Origin of the sequence: Micromonospora sp. NPDC005220 (genome assembly GCF_040607895.1) — a bacterium.
In the GTDB taxonomy this organism is placed as follows: Bacteria; Actinomycetota; Actinomycetes; order Mycobacteriales; family Micromonosporaceae; genus Micromonospora.
The window spans coordinates 31,600-51,890 of record NZ_JBEXHP010000037.1 but is presented as its reverse complement, the minus strand read 5'-3'; the positions used below and the strand labels follow the sequence as shown (position 1 = coordinate 51,890).

The window sequence follows — 20,291 nt, the reverse complement described above, 5'->3', positions numbered from 1 at the left end:
AGCCTGACCGCCCGGAGTGGGCACGGTCGGTCAGGCTTGATCCCTGCGTGGGCACGGTCGGCCGCAGCCCTGACCTGGGGACCTGGGTGACCCCGCGCCGGGTTTGGGTCCGCTCAGGGGTGACCGCCTCTGCATAGGCGCTGGTGAGGGTGGTGGCTGTTTCGGTGGGGTCTTGGGCTCGCATTAGTGCGCCCAGCACTGCTACTCCTGCGGCTCCTGCTTGGACGCAGGCGGTTACCTGTTCTGGGGTCTCCACTCCGCCCAGTGCCAGCACGGGAACGTTGCTGACCTCGACCAGGCTGCGCAGCCCCGCGACCTCCAGGGGTGGGCCGTAACCCGGTTTTGTTCTGGTTGGCCAGACCGGGGAGATGGTGGCGTAGTGCTCGGTGGTCAGGCGGTTCAGCTCGGTGTGGTGGTGGCAGGAGCGGCCGACCAGCGGGTGGGTTGGCGGTGGGTACGGGCCGGCGGCGGGCAGGTGCACGGCGTCGCCGCCGAGCGGGTCGGGCCCGGCCACGATGAGGGTCCCGCCGACGTCGGTGAGGATCGCCCGCAGGTCGGCGGCGAGGGCGGCACGGTCGGCGCGCGGCAGGTCCTTCTCCCGCAGCACCACCCAACGCACTCCCCCGGCCACGGCCCCCGCCACCACCCGCTCAAGCCCGCCGCGCGCGACCAGCCGGTCGGTGAGAACAACAACCCCCAACGGGATCTTGGAAGGAATGGGCCCCTCCAGGGGCAGATTGCTTCCAAGATCTGCTGCCGGGTGGGGTGCTGAGGGGGCGCGCCCGGACGGCGGGGTCACAGCTCGGGTCTTCCCTCGTCGGGGGTGGAGGCTAGCGCGTGGAATCGACGCTCGATCCGGCCGGCACCGGCGGCCAGTCGGCCCGCCTCGACCGCGTACCGCATTGCCGTGGCCATCGCCACCGGGTCGGCCGCCCGGGTGACCGCGCTGGCCAGCAGCACCCCGTCGCAACCCAGCTCCATAGCGAGCGCCGCGTCGGACGCGGTGCCGATGCCGGCGTCGAGGATCACCGGCACGTCCACACCCTGCCGGATCAGTCGAATGTGGTGCGGGTTGCCGATGCCGAGCCCCGAACCGATCGGCGAGCCGGCCGGCATCACCGCGGCACAGCCCACGTCGGCGAGGCGGCGGGCCAACACCGGGTCGTCGCTGGTGTACGGCAGCACTGTGAAACCGTCGGCGACCAACTCCTCGGCGGCGCGGAGCAGCTCCACCCCGTCGGGCAGGAGCGTCCGCTCGTCGCCGATCACCTCCAGCTTGACCCAGTCGGTGTCGAACGCGTCCCGGGCCAACCGGGCCACCTTCACCGCCTCGGTCGCGGTGTGGCAGCCGGCGGTGTTCGGCAGCAGGCGTACGCCGCACCGGTCCAGCAGCTCCAGCAGCCCGCCGGTGGAGCCCGGCGCGGTGCCCACCCGGCGCAGCGCCACTGTGACCAGCTCGGTGCCGGAGGCCCGGATCGCCTGCTCCAACACGTGCAGGTTCGCGGCGCCACCGGTGCCGAGGATCAGCCGTGAGGTGAAGGTCTCCCCAGCCAGCTGGAACGGCACGCCGCTCACCCGCCCTGCGCCGCGGTGAGCACCTCGACCCGGTCACCGTCGCGCAGCGCCCGTTCCGGCCAGCCGGCCCGGGGCACCACCTCACCGTTGACCGCGACGGCCACCCCACGCGGGTGCGCCACGACGTCGCGGACCAGGTCCGCCACGGACGCGCCAGCGGCGACGCTGCGCCCGGTCCCGTTCACCGTCAACTCCACCGGTCCCCCTCCGTCGTCGGTTCAGGTCCGCCCAGGCCGGCACCACCGAAGCGGTCGGCTCGGAAGGGCGCGAGCAGCGGTTCAGGTCCGCCCAACCCGGCACTGCCGAAGCGATCGGCTCGGAAGGGCGCGAGCAGCGGGTCGGCTACGCCGCCGAGCACCAGATCGGCGATCAGGTCGGCGGTGATCGGGGTGAGCACGATGCCGTGCCGGTGGTGCCCGGTGGCGGCCAGCACGCCCGGCCGGTCGGCCAGCGGTCCGAGGATCGGCGCGTTGTCCGGGGTGCCCGGACGCAGCCCGGCGACCGCCTCGACCAGGTCGTACTCGGCCAGCTCGGGTAGCAGGTCGACCCCGGCGCGCAGTAGCCGCTGCACCGCGCCGGCCGTGACAGTGGTGTCCGCGCGCTCCTCGACCGTCGCGCCGAGCACTACCTCACCGTCGGCGCGGGGCACCAGGTAGACGGGCTCGCTGTCGGCGTACCCCCGGATCACGTGCCGGAAGCCCGGCGCGACGCCGTCGGGCGCGCGGAGCCGGAGGATCTGGCCCTTCACCGGCCGCACCGGCAGGCCGGTGAGCGCGGCGGCCCCGCAGCCGGCGGCGACGACGACGACCTTGGCGTCCACATCGGACAGCCGTCGGACCGGCTGCGGCACGAGCACCGCGCCGGCCCGCTGCGCGGCCGTGCGCAACGCCGGCACCAGCAGGCGGGGGTCGACCTGGTGGTCGGTGGGCGCGAGCGCGCCGCCGCGCACCCGTGGGGCGAGCGCCGGTTCGCGGTCGCGCAGCTCGCTGGGTCGCAGCGGCGTCACGGGCAGACCCAACCCCTGCTGGTACGCCCACAGCCGGCGCGCCTCGGCCAGGTCGTCGCCGGTGAGCCCGACCATCAGGGTGCCCTCGGTCCGGTAGCCGATCTCGACTCCGGTCGCCTCGGTCAGCTCGGCGGCGAACGCGGGCCAGCGGGCGGCGGACGCCAGCAGCAACCCGGTCAGCTGCCGCTCGCCGAAGTACGCCTCGGCGACCGGGGAGAGCATGCCGGCGGCCACCGCCGACGCCCCCGAGCCGGGTGCCGGATCGTGCACCTGCACCCGCAGCCCTCGCACGGCGCACCGCCAGGCGATCGCCAACCCGATCGGCCCCGCCCCCACCACTGCCACGTCCGGCCGGACCCGGTCGCTCGACGGCGCTGACGGGGACCGGCCGGTCAGCACGTCAGGGCCTCGATCAGCTCGGCGGTGGCGCGGGCCGGGTCGGCGGCGGTGGAGACGGCACCGACCACCGCCACCCCGTACGCCCCGGCGGCCCGCAGCGCCGGCACCCGAGCGGCGGTCACTCCCCCGATCGCGATGACCGGGACGTCGACGGCGTCGACGACGGCGCGTACCCCGGCGGGCCCGATGGGGTCCGGCAGGCCGGTCTTGGTGCTGGTGGCGTGGCACGGCCCGACGCCCAGGTAGCTGGCGCCGGCCGCGACGGCCTCGCTCGCCGTCCCCGGCGCGCGGGCGGTGGCGCCCAGCACGCCGGTGGGGCCGAGCACCCGGCGGGCGGCGGTGACCGGCAGGTCGTCGGCGCCGACGTGCCCACCGGCGGCGCCCACCGCCAGCGCCACGTGCAACCGGTCGTTGACCAGGCAGGTCGCCCGGTACGGCGCGCAGAGCGCCAGCACCCGCCGGGTCAGCTCGTACGCCTCGCGGTCGGTGGCGGAATCCTCGACCCGGACCTGCACCACCAGGTCGGCGTGGGCCACGGTGAGGGCGGCGCGCACCACGGCGAGTGGGTCGCGACCGGGTCGGGTGTCGGTGATGAGATGCAATCGCCCCAGGGACGGCACGGCAACGCTCCTCCCTGCGCCGGCATTACCCGGATCAGGTTCGACGGTCGGGGGCTGTCAGCCCCCCTCTCAGCCCGGTACACCGGGCTCCCGTGGGTTACTTGCGTGTCACCGTACGACAGATCCCTCGGTCTGCCAAGGCACGGGGTCGGCGGTGGCCGGCGGGCCGGGCCGCGCCAGAACGAGCGAGATCCATGGGGCACTTCATACGGTCCTGTTCGGAATGTCGCCCGCCGTTGCAGAACCGTTACCCGCCTGCATCTTGCCCGACATCGAGCCAGCAGAATTAATTTGTTCAGCGATTCGACAAAATGTCGGTGGGGACACCCTGGCACGGTGTGACCACCGGCTCCATCAGGGACGGCCTTCGGCGAGCCGACTCCCGCGAGCCCTGTCAACTACGACACAGGAGGCGGCGTGTCCCGTTCTCGTCGTGCCCGCGTACCCATCACCGCAACCCTGATCTCCCTGGCCATGGCCTCGACCACCCTGTTCGGCACGCCCGCGCAGGCGGCCGCCCAGGTCCCCCCACGGGATGCGAAAGCCGCAGCCCCGGTCAGCCAGGTGGCGCCCAAGGCGCCAAAGGCCGCAGCCGATCCCTTCTCCGTCCTGATCTTCTCCAAGACCGCCGGCTTCCGGCACGACTCCATCCCCACCGGCATCGCCGCCATCCAGCAACTCGGCGCCGCCAACGGATTCACCGCTGACAACACCGAGGACGGCGCCGCCTTCAACGACGCCAACCTGGCGAAGTACAAGGCGGTTATCTGGCTCTCCACCACCGGCGACGTGCTCAACGCCGACCAGCAGGCGGCGTTCGAGCGGTACGTGAAGGCCGGCGGCGGTTACGTCGGCATCCACGCCGCGTCGGACACCGAGTACAGCTGGGCCTGGTACGGCGACCTGGTCGGCGCGTACTTCGCCAACCACCCGCAGAACCAGCAGGCAACGGTCAAGGTGGAGGACCACGCCCATCCGTCCACTGCCGAACTGCCGGACCGCTGGTCCCGGTTCGACGAGTGGTACAACTACCAGACCAACCCCCGGCCGGACGTGCACGTGCTGGCCAGCCTGGACGAGAAGAGCTACACGGCCGGTGCCGGCGCGATGGGTGCGGACCACCCGATCGCCTGGTGTCAGGACTTCGACGGTGGCCGCTCCTGGTACACCGGTGGTGGGCACACCCGGGAGTCGTACGCCGAGCCAGGGTTCCTCTCCCACCTGCTCGGCGGCATCCGCACCGCGGCGGGCGTCGAGGACGCCGACTGCGGCGCCTCGAAGACCTCGAACTTCGAGAAGGTCGCCCTGGACAGCAACACCAGCAACCCGATGGAGCTGGACATCGCCCCCGACGGGCGGGTCTTCTACATCGAGCGCGACGGTCGGGTGCAGATCATCAAGCCGGACACCGGCAACACCGTCACCGCCGTCGACCTGGACGTCTTCACCGGCAACGAGGACGGCCTGATCGGCATCCGGCTCGACCCGGACTTCGCCACCAACAAGTGGGTGTACCTGTACTACGCCCCGAACGACGGGGTCGCCCGCAACCTGCTGTCCCGCTTCACGGTGACCGGCGACACCATCAACCTGGCCAGCGAGAAGCAGGTGCTACGGGTCGACACCCAGCGCAACACCTGCTGCCACGCCGGCGGCAGCATGACCTTCGACAGCGATGGCAACCTCTACCTGGCCACCGGTGACAACACCAACCCGTTCGAGTCGAACGCGTACACGCCGATCGACGAGCGGTCGGGCCGCCAGGACTACGACGCGCAGCGCACCTCCGCCAACACGAACGACCTGCGCGGCAAGGTGATCCGCATCCACCCGGAGGACGACGGGTCGTACACCGTCCCGGCGGGCAACCTCTTCCCCGCGGGCACCGCGAAAACCCGTCCCGAGATCTTCGCGATGGGCTTCCGTAACCCCTTCCGGATCGGCACCGACCCGAAGACCAAGACGCTGTACGTCGCGGACTACGGACCGGACGCCAACGCGGACAACCCGAACCGGGGCCCCCGCGGCCTGGTCGAGTGGAACATCGTGACCCCCGGCAACTACGGCTGGCCGTACTGCACCGGGACCAACGAGGCGTACAACGACTACACGTTCCCGTCCGGCCCGAGCGGTCCGAAGTTCGACTGCGCGGCGCCGGTGAACAACTCGCCAAACAACACCGGCCTCACCAACCTCCCGCTGGTCGTCCCGGCGACAGTCGACTACGGGTACGCCGGTGACGCGCGCTACCCGGAGATCGGCGGCGGTGGCGCCCCGATGGGCGGCCCGGTCTACCGCTACGACGCCAACCTCAACTCGACCCGCAAGTGGCCGGCGTACTACGACGGCAAGGCGCTGCTCGGCGAGTGGAACCAGTCGAAGATGTACACGATGCAGCTCACCCCGGACGGCAAGTCGCTGGTGGACATCAACCAGCTGCTCACCGGGATGAGCATGATCCGGCCGATGGACTTCGAGTTCGGCCCGGACGGCGCGCTCTACCTGATCGAGTGGGGCAGCGGCTTCGGCGGCAACAACGACAACTCGGGCGTCTACCGGATCGACTACACCGCCGGTGACCGCGCGCCGATCGCTGCGGCGTCCGCCAACCCGACCTCGGGTCCGGCGCCGTTGACTGTCACCTTCTCCAGCGCCGGGTCCCGCGACCCGGACGGTGGCACGCTCACCTACGCCTGGACGTTCGGCGACGGGCAGACCTCCACCGAGGCCAACCCGACGCACACCTACGCCACGGCGGGCAACTACACCGCACAGCTCACCGTCACCAACCCCAAGGGCCGGACCGCGGTGGCCAACGTGCCGGTCACCGTTGGCAACACCGCGCCGACGGTGACCATCGAGTTCCCGCCGGACGGTGGCTTCTTCAACTGGGGTGACCAGGTCCGTTACACGGTCAAGGTGACCGACCCGGAGGACGGGACCATCGACTGCGACCGGGTGAACCTCCAGGTGCTGCTCGGCCACGACGAGCACGCCCACCCGCTGGAGCAGCACACCGGCTGCACGGGCACCGTCCAGACGTCGCTCGCCTCCGGGCACGGCGCCGAGGCGAACGTCTTCGCGGTCTTCGAGGCCACCTACACCGACAAGGGCGGCAACGGCGGTTCCGGCGCTCTCACCGGCCGGGCCATCGAGATCCTCCAGCCGAAGCAGAAGCAGGCCGAGTACTTCACCGCCACCGGGCGCACCCCGGTGAGCACCGGCGGCGGGGACCCCGGCGTGCAGCGTGAGGCAGGCGCCGACACCGCCGGTGGCGGCCAGAACATCGGCTTCATCGAGGACGGCGACTGGTGGTCTGTCGCTCCGGCGGACCTGACCAACATCACCGAGATCCGGTTCCGGGCCGCCTCGGCCGCCGCAGGCGGACGCATCGAGGTCCGGGCGGGCGCTGTCGACGGACCGGTGGTCGCCACGGCCACCGTGCCGGCGACGGGCGCGTGGCAGACGTACACGGACGTGAGCGCGCCGGTCACCGGCGCCGCGAGCGGTTCGCTGTTCTTCGTGGCCCGCGACCCGAACGGCGGCACGGGGTCGCTGTTCAACGTCAACTGGATGGACTTCATCGGTCGGGGCGTCACCGAGAACGCGCCGCCGGTGGTCAGCGCCACGGCCACCCCGGCCACCGGCACCGCACCGGTCACCGTGGCGTTCGACGGCACGGCCACCGACGCCGAGGGGAACACCCCGCTGACGTACGCCTGGGACTTCGGTGACGGGGGCACGGCGACCACAGTGGACGCCAGCCACACCTACACCAGCCCGGGCACCTTCACGGCCACCCTCACGGTGACCGACAGCAAGGGCGCCAAGTCGTACGCCACCGTCCCGGTGCGGGTGAACGCTCCGGACACGTCCTGCCTCGGGGCGCGTTCGGACGACTTCAACGGCTCCACCCTCGACAAGGGCCGGTGGACCAGCGTGGTCCGGGAGAACCAGCTCTACTCGCTCAGCGGCGGCGCGCTGCGGCTGCCGACCGGGGTCGGTGACCTCTACGGCGCCCGCAACGACGCCACCAACCTGGTGCTCCAGCCGGCGCCGACCGGCGCCTGGCAGATCACCACGAAGGTGACCCTGCCGGTGACGGCCAACTACCAGCAGGCTGGCCTGCTGGTGTACGGCGACGACGACAACTACGCCAAGGTGGACCTGCTCTACAACGGCAGTCGTCGGGTGGAGTTCATCCGGGAGACCGCCGGTACTCCGCGCAACGAGAGCGCCGACAGCGCCGCCGCACCGGCGGGTGACACCGTGTACCTGCGGATCGCCAGCGACGGCACGAACCTGACCGCCTCCTTCTCGGGTGACGGTCAGACCTTCACCCCGGCCGGCCGTTCGGCGGCGCTCGCCGGCATCACCAACCCGCGCATCGGGGTCTTCGCGCTCAACGGAGGCACCGAGGCACCGGTTGTCGACGCCGCGTTCGACTCGTTCCAGGTCACGCCGGACGCCCCGGCCGGCCCGGTCGAGCCGTCGGACGAGTTCACCGGCAGCACGCTGGACAAGTGCCGGTGGAACGCGATCCTGCGGGAGGACCCGACGGGTTACCGGGTGACCGGTGGCGCGCTGCGGATCGACGTGCCCAACGGTGACATCTACGGCACCGACAACACCGGGCCGAAGAACTTCATCCTCCAGACCGCGCCCTCGGGCGACTGGACCCTGGAGACCAAGGTCGACGGCAGCCTGCTGAACGAGCAGTACCAGCAGGCCGGTCTGCTCGTGCAGGCCGACGACGACAACTACCTGAAGTTCGACTTCATCGCGGACAACCAGGCCGGCTCGGCGGTGACGCGGCGGATCGAGTTCCGCAGCGAGATCGCCGGGGTGGTGCAGAACCCGCAGCCCGAGGTGACGAACCTGACCTCGGCGGTGTGGCACCTGCGGCTGGCCCGCGTCGGCAACACGTTCACCGCGTCGTACTCGGCCGACGGGACGACCTGGACCGCGTTGACGGCGCTGACCAACAGCGCGGTCGGGGCCACCCCGAAGGTCGGACTGTTCACCCTCGGCGCCAACCAGACGGCGTCGAAGACCGCCTCGTTCGACTACTTCCGCCTGAGCACGAAGGTGGCCGACGAGAAGGCGCCGGTCACCACCGCGGCGGTGTCCGGCACCCCCACCGACGGGTGGTACACCGGCCCGGTGACGGTCACCCTGACCGCCGCCGACGAGGCCGGCGGTAGCGGACTCGCCAGCACCGAGTACCAGCTGGACGGGTCCACCACCTGGACGGCCTACACCGCACCGGTGGCGATCAGCGGTGACGGCGAGCACGAGCTGCGGTTCCGCTCGACCGACAAGGCCGGCAACGTGGAGTCGACCAAGACCGTCACGGTCAAGATCGACGCCACCGCACCGGTCACCACGGCGACGTTCGCTCCGGCGAACGACGCGGGCTGGCACAACGGGACGATCCCGGTGGTGCTCGCCTCGACCGACGCCGGTTCCGGTGTCAAGTCGGTCGAGTGGTCGCTGGACGGCGGCGCGTGGACGCCGTACACGGCGCCGGTCGCAGTGACCGGTGACGGGCAGCACGAGCTGCTGTACCGCTCCACCGACAAGGCGGGCAACGTCGAGACGCTCAAGTCGGCGATCCTGAAGATCGACGGCACCAAGCCGACGCTGCTGGTCTCCGGTATCGCCGACGGCCAGCTCTACGGTGACAGCCAGGACGTACGCGTGTCCTGGCAGGCCGTGGACCCGACCTCGGGCATCGCCAGCGTGGTCGGCCAGCTCGACGGCCAGGCGTACGCCAGCGGCACTCTGCAGGCCATGTACGACCTGTCGCTGGGCCTGCACGAGCTGACCGTGACCGCGACCGACAAGGCGGGCAACAAGACCACCTCGACGGTCCGGTTCTTCGTCACCACCTCGTTTCGGGACATGCAGGGTCTGCTGGACCGGTTCAAGGCGACGGGGCGGCTCTCGACCAAGGCGCACAGGCAGCTGTCGAACAAGCTCGACGCTGTCCGTGCGTCCGAGGCGGCCGGCGACGACAAGGTGGCCGTACGGCAGCTGACCGCGTTCCGGACGCTCGCCTCCGACGCCACGCTGGTGCCTGAGGCGGAGGTTCGGGACGTCCTGATCCGGGACGCCGACGCCATGATCGTTCGGCTCGGCGGCGCGGCCAGCAAGGCCGGGGTCAAGGCGAACGGCGGCGACTCGGTCAAGGGCACCGGGCGGCTTGGTGGCGACGCCACCCGGCTGGCACCCGGTCGCCAGCTCTGATCCGACGAGGCCCCTCCCCGGCGCTGCGGCGTCGGGGAGGGGCCTCCCTCATCGGTAGTGAGGAGATATCCGTGACGGGTATCCGCAAGGTGCTGGCCGCCGTGTTCGTCGGACTGGCCCTGACCCTGTTCGCCGCCGCCCCGGCGGCGGCTCAAGCCGCCCAGGTCGCTGAGGCCACCCAGGTCGCTGAGGCCGCCCAGGTCGCTGAGGCCGCCCAGGTCGCTGAGGCCGCCCAGGCGGCGCAGGCCGCTCAGGCCGACAAGCTCAAACTCACGGTGGCCGGCGACGGGGCCGAGGGCGTCACCATCCAGGCCACCCACCCCGACGGCCGCCGGCTGGAGCAGGTGGTGCGGTTGGTCCTCACCGCCACCGGCCCGGACGGGCAGCGGATCGGGCCGGTGCAGCTGGACCCGCAGCCTGAGGGGCACGGCTTCTACAGCAGCGGCCCGGTGCTCTCGGCCGGCACGTGGAAGGTGACGGTGAAGTCCCCCGCTCCACTCCAGAGCGAGGCCACCGCCACGGTGCAGGCGAAGGCGGCACAGTCACCACCGGCGCCCGAGCCGGTCGCGGTGACCAAGCCAGCGGACGGAGCAGGCGGGGCGAGCGCCGGCTGGTGGCCGTTCGCGGCGGCCGGTCTCGTCCTCGTCGCCGCGGCGATGGGGGTGGCCATGCTGTTCGGCCGCCGCCGCACCGACTGATCAACCAACGCTTCACCGAACCGGGTCGGGCCGCGACGAGTGGCCCGGCCCGGTTGTCGTTCGGCTCAGAGGATGGCGCGCAGCGCCGCCAGGTCCTCGTCGCTGGGCTCCCAGGTGCCGGCGGCGGCGTTGGCGCGCACCTGCTCGGGCGTGGTGGCACCGGCGATCACCGAGGTCACCGCCGGCTGGGCGGCCAGCCCGCCGATCGCCACCTGGAGCATCGTCAGACCCCGCTCGGCCGCGTACGCCTCGATCGCCTCGATGGTGTCCCAGTCGGCCGCGGCGAGCCGCTCCGCGTACCGGCCACCGCCGGAGAGCCGGCTGCCGGCCGGCGGCTGGGCCTCGCGCTTGTACTTGCCGGTGAGCAGACCGTTGGCGAGCGGGAAGAACGGCAGCATGCCGAGGCCGAACCGCTCACACGCCGGAATCACCTCGGCCTCCGCCGAGCGCTCCAGCAGGCTGTAGTGGTTCTGCGCGCTGATGAAGCGGGACCGACCGTTGGACGAGGCGACCCAGTCCGCGTCGGCGATCTGCCAGCCGGCGAAGTTGGAGTTGCCCAGGTAGCGCACCTTGCCGTCACGGACCAGGTCGTCCAGGGCGGCGAGCGTCTCGTCGATCGGCGTGCCCGGGTCGGGCTCGTGCATCTGGTACAGGTCGATGTGGTCGGTGCCGAGCCGGCGCAGCGACGCCTCCACCGCGCGGGCGATGTAGCGCCGCGAACCGCGGGCCCCGAAGTCCGGCCCGTTGAGGCCGTTCATGTCCATGCCGAACTTGGTGGCCACCACCACGTCGTCCCGGCGGCCCTTGAGCGCCTGCCCGAGCAGCTCCTCGGAGCTGCCCTGCGGCTCGCCGTAGATGTCGGCGGTGTCGAACAGGGTGATCCCGGCGTCCAGTGCCGCGTCCACCACCGCCCGGGTGCCGTCGAGGTCGAGCTTGCGGCCGAAGTTGTTGCAGCCGATGCCGACCACGGACACCACGAGCCCGGAGTCGCCCAGCCGGCGATAGGTCATCTCTGTCACGAGATCCACCCTATGCCCGCCGGGCGCACCCCCGCCCGGCGACCGCTCAGCCCACGTCCCAGACCGGTTCCGGGGTCTCCACCACCTCGCTGTCACCTCGGAACAGCACGAACCGGTCGAAGGAGCGGGTGAACCAGCGGTCGTGGGTGACCGCGATCACCGTCCCCTCGAAGGCGTTCAGGCCCGCTTCGAGCGCTTCGGCGCTGGCCAGGTCGAGGTTGTCGGTTGGCTCGTCGAGCAGCAGCAGGGTCGCCCCGGACAACTCCAGCAGCAGCACCAGGAACCGGGCCTGCTGCCCACCGGAGAGCGTGCCGAAGCGCTGGTCGCCCTGCGCGGCCAGCTCGTAGCGACTGAGCACACCCATCGCCGCGTGCCGGTCCATCCCGGTGCGGTGCTCGTCACCCCGCCAGAGGATTTCGACAAGCGTCTTCGACATCAGCTCCGGCCGGTCGTGGGTCTGGGAGAAGTGCCCGGGACGCACCCGGGCGCCCAGTCGGGCCATACCGTCGTGCGCCACCGGAGCGAGCGCCCCCGCCCCGTCGACCGGCCCGTTCGTCGGGTCCGGGTCGGTGCCGCCGCGGGCCAGCAGCCGCAGGAAGTGCGACTTGCCGGTGCCGTTGGCACCGAGCACCGCCACCCGATCGCCGTACCAGATCTCCAGGTCGAAGGGGAAGGTCAGGCCGTCCAGCTCCAGCTGCTCGCAGACGACCGCGCGCTTGCCGGTCCGCCCGCCGCTGAGCCGCATCCGGATGTCCTGGTCCTTCGGCGGTACGGGCGGCGGCCCGGCCTCCTCGAACTTGCGCAACCGGGTCTGCGCGGCCTGGTAGCGCGAGGCCAACCCGTCGTTGTACGCGGCCTTCTGCTTGTACATCAGCATCAGCTCGCGCAGCTTCTGGTGCTCCTCGTCCCAGCGCCGGCGCAGCTCGTCGAGGCGGGCGTGCCGAGCCACCCGGGCAGAGTGCCAACTGGCGAAGCCGCCCGGGTGCACCCAGGCGCTGCCCCCCTCGACGGCAACCACCCGATCGGCGCTCTGGGCCAGCAGCTCCCGGTCGTGTGAGACGTAGAGCACCGACTTCGTCGACTCGCGCAGCCGCGCCTCCAGCCAGCGCTTGCCGGGCACGTCGAGGAAGTTGTCCGGTTCGTCGAGCAGCAGCACCTCGTCCGGGCCGCGCAGCAGCAACTCCAGGGCGAAGCGCTTCTGCTGGCCGCCGGAAAGGGTACGCACCGGCCGGTCCCGCACGGCGTCCCAGGGCTGGCCGAGCACGATGGTCGCTACGGTGTCGAAGAGCACCTCGGCGTCGTACCCGCCGGCTTCGCCCCAGGCGCCGAGCGCATCGGCGTACGCCAGCTGGGCCTTGCCCGCGGCGTTGCTGAACTTGCCGTGGGCCTCGGCCGCCCGCATGGCCGCCTCGGTCTCCCCGAGCCGCCGGCCGGCGTCCCGCAGCACCGGCGGGGCCAGCGACAACGCCAGGTCGGCGAGGGTGGACTCGTCGCCGATCATGCCGATGAACTGGCGCATCACGCCCAGCCCGCCGGCCCGCGCGACGACGCCGCTGCGCACCGGCAGGTCGCCCGCGACCATCCTCAGCAGCGTCGTCTTTCCCGCGCCGTTCGGCCCGACCAGGGCGACCTTGCTGCCCTCCCCGACCCGGAACGACACGTCGGCGAAGAGTTCCCGACCGTCGGGCAGGATGTGCCCGACCGCTGCCACGTCCACGTATCCCACGCCGGGATCCTGCCCCAGCGAGGGTCGGGGGGTACATCCAATTACCGGGTGACGCGCAGCACCCGGAAGCCCTTCTGGCTGGCGTACCGCTCGACCTGCCAGCTCTGCTCGGTGAGCCACCGTTGCAGCGAGTCGCCGCCGAGGTGCCGGGCGACGACCAACCAGCCGACGCCGTCCGGGGCGAGTCGGGGCAGCCAGCGCAGCAGCAGGTCGTGCAGCCCGTCCTTGCCGATCCGGATGGGCGGGTTCGACCAGAGCTGGGCGAAGCGGATCCCGTCCGGGACGTCGTCCGGCGCGCTGACCCGGACCCGGTCGGCGACGCCGATCCGGGCCGCGTTGGCGGCGGTCAGCTCGCGGGCCCGGGCGTTGACGTCGACGGCCCAGACGGTGCTGCTGGGCGCGAGGTCGGCCAGCACGCAGGTGATCGGCCCGAACCCGCAGCCGAGGTCGAGCAGGTCGCCAGTGGTGTCGGCGGCGGGCAGCTCGGCCTTGCGCAGCAGCACCGCGGTGCCCGGGTCGAGCCGGCTGGCGGAGAAGACCCCTCCGGCCGAGGCGAGCCGGTAGTCGCGGTCGGCGACGGAGAACTCGACCTCGCGCGCCGGGGCGTCGCTGGTGGGCTGAGCGGTGAAGTAGTGGTCGCCGGTCACCCGCCAATTCTCGCACCGGCCTGCGGCGAACCCGGCACGGCCCACGCACACATTTCCCCGATATTACCCCCTAAAGGGACAATGCCTCCTACTCTGGGCGACATGGTGTATCGGTACCAGTCCGATGAGGACGCTTTCGAGGAGTACCCGGAGCCCGGGTCCGACCTGCCGGTGCTCGGCGCCGGTCCGCCACCGCCGGCCGGGCCCTCTCCGTCACGCTTCCCCACCCCGTCGCTGCCCCGGCCGAACCAGCTCTCGCTGCCGTCGTCGCAGCCCGTGCCGGTTCGTGCGGACGTGCCGCAGCCCGTGCCGACCCGGGCGAACGTGCCGCAGCCCGTGCCGACCCGGGCCGACGTCCCGCCGGCCCCACCCCTCAACCAGATCTACACCTCGGCGACGCCGGCGGAGCCATCCGCCCGGCGCGGCAGCGGCCGACTGTGGCAGGTGTTGATCGGCGGCGCGGCCGTCCTGGTGCTGCTCGCCCTCTGCGGCCTCGGTGCCGCCGCGGTGCTCATCGACCGCAACGAGCAGCAGCCGCAGAGCAACCCGACGTACCACCCGAACGCCGCCCCGACGTCGGCACCGGCGGAACGGCTCGCCCTCGACTCCCGCGACACCGACCAGGCCCCGCTCACCGCCAAGGAACTCTTCCCCGGCAAGGAGCTGAAGCTCACCAACGGCCAGCCGAAATACCAGGTGCTCAAGACGCAGTCCAGCGGCAGCTGCGCCGTCGCCGCCACCGACGAGGTCGCCGACCTGCTGATCCGGCTCGGCTGCAACCAGGTCGTCCGGGCCACGCTGAGCACACCTGACGGCGGCCACCTGGTCACCGCCGGCCTGTTCAACCTCACCGACAAGGTCAGCGCGGAACGAGCCCGGGACCGGCTGCGGCAACTGCTCGACGAGCGGCAGGGCCGCTTCCGTGGCCTCGTCGGCGACGACGGCGACGGCACCGATGTCCTGGCCAGCGCTCCGGCCCGGGTCGGCTGGCAGGTCCGTGGCCACTACCTGGCGTACGCCCTGGTGGTCCGCAAGGACGGAGCTGCGGTCAAGGCGGGTGACGCCAAGGTCCGCGAGATCATGTTCGACATGATCGAGCTGCACCTCAGCCGGGGTGTGCTGCAGAGCCGGGCCGACGGTGGCACCGCCGCACAACCAACGGCGGCCCCGACCGGCAGCAACGCGAACCAGGGCGGCGGCGACAGCCTGCCGGGCGACTGACCCGGCGGGCGGTCACCCCTCGATCGGGACCCGCAACCGGCGGGTGAGGGTGGCGCGGTGGGCGTACTCGGCCGGATCGGCCGGGTAGCCGACCGCGACCAGGGTCAGCCCGCGCGCAGGTGCCACTGTCACCTCACTGGACCGCTCCCGCTGGCCGAGCAGGGTGCCCGGCCACTCGACCGGGCGGCGGCCGTCCCCGGCCACCAGCATGGCCCCCACCAGGCTGCGCACCATCGCCTGGCAGAACGCGTCGGCCTGCACGGTGGCGACCAGGATGCCGTCCGGGTCGCGACGCCAGTCCAGCCGGGTCACCTCGCGCAGCGTGGTCGCGTTCTCCTTGCGCCGGCAGTACGCGGCGAAGTCGTGCTCCCCCACCAGCCCGGCCGCCGCGGCGTTCAGCGCGACCAGGTCCAACGGCTTCGGCCAGGCCAGCACCTCGTGTCGGCGCAGCGGCTCCGCGCCGAAGGGCACATCGGTGACCCGGTACTCGTAGCGCCGGAAAGTGGCCGAGAACCGGGCGTCGAAGTCGGCCGGCACCTCGGTCATCGCCCGTACCCGCACGTCGGTGGGGAGCAGCCGGGCCAGGCGACGCAGCAGCCGCCCCTCGTGCTGTCGCCACACCTCCACCGGCAGGTCCAGGTGGCACACCTGCCCGGTGGCGTGCACCCCCGCGTCGGTCCGTCCGGCCACCGTCAACCCGGTGGCCGTACCGGCCCCGAGCACCAGGTCCAGGGTCTCGACGAGCACCCCCGCGACGGTGCGCCGGGTCGGCTGGGCTGCCCAGCCGGAGAAGTCGGTGCCGTCGTACGAGACGTCCAGCCGCAGCCGGATCCGCTCGTCCACCTCGTACCTCCTGTTACGGGTCGGGCCCGGCACCCCGATGGGGTGCCGGGCCCGACAATGCCCTGGATCAGGCCTTGTTCTCGGTGGCCTCGTCGCTGTCCTCGCGGGCGGCGGCGGTGTCACCGGACGCCGACGCCGGCGCCTCGGAGTCCTGGTCGGCCGAAGCCGACTGCGGGGCCTCGTCGGCCGGGGCGAGCGCCTCGACCTTGTCCTGCTGCGCGGCCTTGCGGGCGGCGGTCTTCTTGTTCACCTTGGGCTCGGCGACCTGAAGCTCCTCCACCAGCTCGATGATGGCCATCGGCGCGTTGTCACCCTTGCGCGGACCGGTCTTCACGATCCGGGTGTAACCGCCGGGGCGGTTGGAGTACCGGGGCGCGATCTGGTCGAACAGGGCGTAGACGACGTCCTTGTCCTTGACGACACCCAGCACCCGCCGCCGCGAGGCGAGGTCACCGCGCTTGGCCTTGGTGATGAGCTGCTCGGCCAGCGGGCGCAGCCGCCGGGCCTTCGTCTCGGTGGTCTGGATCTTCCCGTGCTGGAACAGCGCGGTCGCCAGGTTGGCCAGCATCAGCCGCTCGTGCGAGGGGCTGCCGCCGAGGCGGGGGCCCTTGGTGGGCGTGGGCATTTTTGGTGCTCCTCAGTTGTGGCGGCAGCGCGGACTAGAGCTGCTCGGTCTCGCGGTAGTCGTCGGTGTCGTAGTCGGCCTCGCCGAAGGTGTCCACGACGTGCGCCGGGTCGAAGTTCGGAGCCGAGTCCTTCAGCCCGAGACCCATCCCGGCGAGCTTCATCTTGACCTCGTCGATCGACTTCTGACCGAAGTTGCGAATGTCGAGGAGGTCGGCCTCGGTACGCCCGATGAGCTCACCAACGGAGTTGATGCCCTCGCGCTTGAGGCAGTTGTAGGAGCGGACGGTGAGGTCCAGCTCCTCGATCGGCAGAGCGAGGTCCGCCGCCAGCTGGGCGTCCTGCGGGGACGGCCCGATGTCGATGCCCTCGGCGGTCTCGTCCAGCTCCCGGGCCAACCCGAACAGCTCCACCAGCGTCGAACCGGCGGAGGCCAGCGCGGTACGCGGGCCCATCGACGGCTTGGTCTCGACGTCGATGATCAGCCGGTCGAAGTCGGTGCGCTGCTCGACACGGGTCGCCTCGACGCGGTACGTCACCTTGAGCACCGGCGAGTAGATCGAGTCGACCGGGATCCGGCCGATCTCGGCGCCGGACTGCTTGTTCTGCGCCGCCGTCACGTAGCCCCGGCCCCGCTCGACGGTCAGCTCCATGTCGAGCCGGCCCTTGCCGTTCAGGGTGGCGAGCTTGAGATCCGGGTTGTGCACCGAGACGCCGGCCGGCGGCTGGATGTCGCCCGCGGTGACGTCGCCCGGGCCCTGCTTACGCAGGTACATGCTGACCGGCTCGTCGTGCTCGGAGCTGACGCACAGCTCCTTGATGTTCATGACGAGCTCGACCACGTCCTCCTTGACACCGGGGATCGTGGTGAACTCGTGCAGCACACCGTCGATCTTGATCGAGGTGACGGCCGCGCCCGGGATCGACGACAGCAGCGTGCGCCGCAGCGAGTTGCCCAGGGTGTAGCCGAAGCCCGGCTCCAGCGGCTCGATGGCGAACCGCGACCGGGTCTCGTTGATCGACTCCTCGGAGAGGGAGGGTCGCTGGCTGATGAGCATCTTTTCTCTTCTCTTCCGGGGCGCCCGCTATTTGACGCCCACGACACAAACTGTTCCGGTGGCCCGCCCTTGAAGGACGGGCCACCGCAACGAGCCCGACTACTTGGAGTAGAGCTCGACGATCAACTGCTCCTGGACCTGCGTGTCGATGACCTGCCGGGCCGGGAGGGAGTGCACGAGCACCTTCATCTGGCTCGGGATGGCCTCAAGCCACGCCGGAACCGTCCTCGAGCCGGCCTGGGCCTGCGCGACGACGAACGGGGTGAGCTCCTTGCTCTTGCCCCGAACCTCGATGATGTCGTGCTCCTTGACGCGGTACGACGGGATGTCGACCTTCTTGCCGTTCACCGTGAAGTGACCGTGCTTGACCAGCTGGCGGGCCATGTCCCGCGAGTGGGCGTAGCCGGCCCGGTAAACGACGTTGTCCAGCCGCGACTCGAGGATCTGCAGGAGGACCTCACCGGTCTTGGCCTGCTTGCCAACGGCTTCCTCGTAGTAACCGCGGAACTGCTTCTCCAGCACGCCGTAAACCCGGCGGGCCTTCTGCTTCTCACGGAGCTGGAGCAGGTACTCCGTCTCCTTGGTGCGGCCGCGGCCGTGCTGCCCGGGCGGGAACGGCCGGGACTCGAACGGGCACTTCGGACCATCGCACTTGCTGCCCTTGAGGAACAGCTTCATCTTCTCCCGCCGGCAACGGCGGCAGTCTGCACCGGTGTAACGAGCCATCTCTCTCTACCTCTCAGACCCGGCGACGCTTCGGCGGACGGCATCCGTTGTGCGGCTGCGGGGTGACGTCGGCGATCTGCCCGACCTCGAGGCCCACGGCCTGCAGCGAACGGATGGCGGTCTCCCGGCCGGAGCCGGGGCCCTTGACGAACACGTCGACCTTGCGCATGCCGTGCTCCATGGCGCGACGCGCAGCAGCCTCGGCGGCCAGCTGCGCGGCGAACGGAGTCGACTTGCGGGAGCCCTTGAAGCCGACCTGGCCAGCGGAGGCCCAGGAGATGACCGCACCGGTCGGGTCCGTGATGGACACGATGGTGTTGTTGAACGTGCTCTTGATGTGCGCCTGCCCGTGGGCGACGTTCTTGCGTTCCTTGCGCCGGACCTTCTTTACAGCGGCTCCGGCACGAGCCTTCGGTGGCATAAGTCTGTGCGCTCCTAGTTGACTTTCCGGATTGGGTTGCGGCCTGCCCGCCCTCAGCGGCGGCCGACCCCGTCATCCGGTTAAGAACTACTTCTTGCCGGGCTTCTTCTTGCCGGCGACGGTCCGCTTCGGGCCCTTGCGGGTCCGGGCATTGGTCTTGGTCCGCTGGCCACGCACGGGCAGGCCCCGGCGGTGCCGGATGCCGGCGTAGCAGCCGATCTCAACCTTGCGGCGGATGTCAGCGGCGACCTCGCGGCGCAGGTCGCCTTCAACCTTGTAGTTGCCCTCAATGTGGTCGCGGAGCTGCACGAGCTCCTCGTCCGTGAGGTCCCGAGCGCGCTTGTCCGGCGAGATGCCGGTGGCGGCGAGTGTCTCCAGGGCGCGGGTGCGACCGACCCCGAAGATGTAGGTGAGCGCGATCTCCAACCGCTTTTCGCGGGGGAGATCCACGCCGACTAGACGTGCCATGTGCGGGCGTACTCCTCGTGATGTGTGGCGGAGGTGTGGACCCGTCCCACCCCGCTACCGGCCGTCCCGTCTTTCCGACGCGGTGAGCGCCGGCGACCGGGATCGGTCGCTGCCCGAGCGGGCCCCGGCCTCCGACCGGGGGTCAGCCACGCAGAGGTACGTCTGGCGTACCGCTCGCGGCTGGGACGAGCATGTGTGATGTGTGTGTCGCTGGGGATCTGCCTGGACCAACGCCACCCGGCCGTGCTCCGGCCGGACGGGCTGAGTCAGCCCTGGCGCTGCTTGTGGCGCGGGTCGCTGCAGATGACCATGACCCGGCCGTGCCGGCGGATAACCCGGCACTTGTTGCAGATCCTCTTGACGCTCGGCTTGACCTTCACGGTTGCCTTACTTCCCATCTGGCCCGGGGACGCGCTCTGCGCGACACCGGACGTCGAAGACGGACACGGGACTTCCCGGTCGTCGTCAGGACTACTTGTAGCGGTAGACGATGCGCCCGCGGGTCAGGTCGTACGGCGAAAGTTCGACGACGACCCGGTCCTCCGGAAGGATGCGGATGTAGTGCTGCCGCATCTTGCCGCTGATGTGAGCCAACACCTTGTGGCCGTTCGCGAGCTCCACCCGGAACATGGCGTTCGGCAGGGGCTCGATGACCCGACCCTCGATCTCAATGGCTCCGTCTTTTTTCGGCATGTCCTCCGCTGTCCTGACGTCGATTGCTCCGGGCGGCCCACAACGTCTTACACGGAAATCTGATCAGAATCAGAAGCCCGCGCCAGCCGCGGCTCCAGCTCCCACCGAAGCGCAGGGTGGGCATGCCGGAGTGGACGCTGTGCGCCGATCTGAAAGTGTACGCCGGCCTGCGGTCCCCCGCCAAACCGACCACCCACCACCCCGCGCCGCAACCCAAACACCCCACCCCCAGCGCCGTGGTTAACGTACGTGTGGGCCCCCGCACCCGCCGGGCGGGGCACGAACGAACAGTGACACG

The 20,291-nt window shown here is 71.2% G+C and carries 19 protein-coding genes and 1 riboswitch; of the genes, 3 read left to right on the top strand and 16 right to left on the bottom strand.

All coding sequences use genetic code 11. The features are described 5' to 3' along the window. The 5 genes from ABZU52_RS16480 to thiE all read right to left on the bottom strand — a co-directional run. Positions 1–706 (bottom strand): thiamine phosphate synthase (locus ABZU52_RS16480; RefSeq protein ID WP_354971864.1); only part of this gene is annotated, 706 nt, incomplete at its 3' end. 89 nt (positions 707–795) lie between these two features. Continuing rightward, positions 796–1,575, bottom strand: a complete 780-nt coding sequence (locus ABZU52_RS16475; RefSeq protein ID WP_354971861.1) for a thiazole synthase — start codon at positions 1,573–1,575, stop codon at positions 796–798. Then, positions 1,572–1,772: a sulfur carrier protein ThiS gene (gene thiS / locus ABZU52_RS16470; RefSeq protein ID WP_354971860.1), complete on the bottom strand. Its 201-nt coding sequence runs from the start codon at positions 1,770–1,772 to the stop codon at positions 1,572–1,574. Before thiS ends, ABZU52_RS16475 begins: the two co-directional genes overlap by 4 nt. Next, positions 1,763–2,977, bottom strand: a complete 1,215-nt coding sequence (thiO, locus tag ABZU52_RS16465; RefSeq protein WP_354971863.1) for a glycine oxidase ThiO — start codon at positions 2,975–2,977, stop codon at positions 1,763–1,765. The genes thiS and thiO overlap by 10 nt, the downstream gene beginning before the upstream one ends. Next, a complete protein-coding gene (gene thiE / locus ABZU52_RS16460; protein WP_354971859.1) occupies positions 2,974–3,600 on the bottom strand; it encodes a thiamine phosphate synthase in 627 nt (208 codons plus the stop codon). The genes thiO and thiE overlap by 4 nt, the downstream gene beginning before the upstream one ends. Next, positions 3,595–3,704, bottom strand: a riboswitch (TPP riboswitch). (Overlaps the previous gene by 6 nt.) Positions 3,705–4,017: 313 nt before the next feature. Here thiE and ABZU52_RS16455 point away from each other — a divergent pair. Further along, entirely contained in the window at positions 4,018–9,849 is a 5,832-nt protein-coding gene (locus ABZU52_RS16455; protein ID WP_354971858.1) for a ThuA domain-containing protein, read from the top strand. Between the two features lie 71 nt (positions 9,850–9,920). Then, on the top strand, positions 9,921–10,547 hold the full coding sequence (locus tag ABZU52_RS16450) for a hypothetical protein (protein ID WP_354971857.1): 627 nt from the start codon (positions 9,921–9,923) through the stop codon (positions 10,545–10,547). Positions 10,548–10,612: 65 nt separating this feature from the next. Here the strand turns inward: ABZU52_RS16450 and ABZU52_RS16445 are convergent, their stop codons facing one another. The 3 genes from ABZU52_RS16445 to ABZU52_RS16435 are packed head-to-tail and all read right to left on the bottom strand — an operon-like array spanning position 10,613 to position 13,939. Next, the gene (locus ABZU52_RS16445) at positions 10,613–11,575 is read right to left on the bottom strand and encodes an aldo/keto reductase (RefSeq protein WP_354971856.1); all 963 of its coding nucleotides are present in this window, start codon (positions 11,573–11,575) and stop codon (positions 10,613–10,615) included. A gap of 37 nt (positions 11,576–11,612) precedes the next feature. After that, positions 11,613–13,292 carry an ATP-binding cassette domain-containing protein gene (locus tag ABZU52_RS16440; protein WP_354971855.1) on the bottom strand — a complete coding sequence of 560 codons (1,680 nt, stop codon included), beginning with the start codon at positions 13,290–13,292 and terminating at the stop codon, positions 11,613–11,615. 41 nt (positions 13,293–13,333) lie between these two features. After that, positions 13,334–13,939: a methyltransferase gene (locus ABZU52_RS16435; protein WP_354971854.1), complete on the bottom strand. Its 606-nt coding sequence runs from the start codon at positions 13,937–13,939 to the stop codon at positions 13,334–13,336. A gap of 102 nt (positions 13,940–14,041) precedes the next feature. Here ABZU52_RS16435 and ABZU52_RS16430 point away from each other — a divergent pair, with 102 nt between their 5' ends. Next, on the top strand, positions 14,042–15,160 hold the full coding sequence (locus ABZU52_RS16430) for a hypothetical protein (RefSeq protein WP_354971853.1): 1,119 nt from the start codon (positions 14,042–14,044) through the stop codon (positions 15,158–15,160). 12 nt (positions 15,161–15,172) lie between these two features. Here ABZU52_RS16430 and truA read toward each other — a convergent pair whose 3' ends face one another. The 8 genes from truA to infA form a co-directional block, all read right to left on the bottom strand. Then, entirely contained in the window at positions 15,173–16,003 is an 831-nt protein-coding gene (gene truA / locus ABZU52_RS16425; RefSeq protein WP_354971852.1) for a tRNA pseudouridine(38-40) synthase TruA, read from the bottom strand. 67 nt (positions 16,004–16,070) lie between these two features. Then, positions 16,071–16,628: a 50S ribosomal protein L17 gene (gene rplQ, locus ABZU52_RS16420; protein WP_354971851.1), complete on the bottom strand. Its 558-nt coding sequence runs from the start codon at positions 16,626–16,628 to the stop codon at positions 16,071–16,073. 34 nt (positions 16,629–16,662) lie between these two features. Then, positions 16,663–17,685, bottom strand: coding sequence for a DNA-directed RNA polymerase subunit alpha (locus ABZU52_RS16415; protein ID WP_007465227.1), 1,023 nt, complete (start codon positions 17,683–17,685; stop codon positions 16,663–16,665). Between the two features lie 99 nt (positions 17,686–17,784). After that, entirely contained in the window at positions 17,785–18,411 is a 627-nt protein-coding gene (gene rpsD / locus ABZU52_RS16410) for a 30S ribosomal protein S4 (RefSeq protein WP_272613579.1), read from the bottom strand. Between the two features lie 13 nt (positions 18,412–18,424). After that, positions 18,425–18,832, bottom strand: a complete 408-nt coding sequence (gene rpsK / locus ABZU52_RS16405) for a 30S ribosomal protein S11 (RefSeq protein ID WP_030329919.1) — start codon at positions 18,830–18,832, stop codon at positions 18,425–18,427. An 87-nt stretch (positions 18,833–18,919) separates the two neighbouring features. Next, positions 18,920–19,300: a 30S ribosomal protein S13 gene (gene rpsM / locus ABZU52_RS16400; protein WP_030329917.1), complete on the bottom strand. Its 381-nt coding sequence runs from the start codon at positions 19,298–19,300 to the stop codon at positions 18,920–18,922. Positions 19,301–19,566: 266 nt separating this feature from the next. Next, positions 19,567–19,680 (bottom strand): 50S ribosomal protein L36, encoded by a 114-nt coding sequence (rpmJ, locus tag ABZU52_RS16395; RefSeq protein WP_043965539.1) that lies wholly within the window; start codon positions 19,678–19,680, stop codon positions 19,567–19,569. Between the two features lie 91 nt (positions 19,681–19,771). Continuing rightward, the gene (gene infA, locus ABZU52_RS16390; protein WP_007073013.1) at positions 19,772–19,993 is read right to left on the bottom strand and encodes a translation initiation factor IF-1; all 222 of its coding nucleotides are present in this window, start codon (positions 19,991–19,993) and stop codon (positions 19,772–19,774) included. Positions 19,994–20,291: the final 298 nt, after the last annotated feature.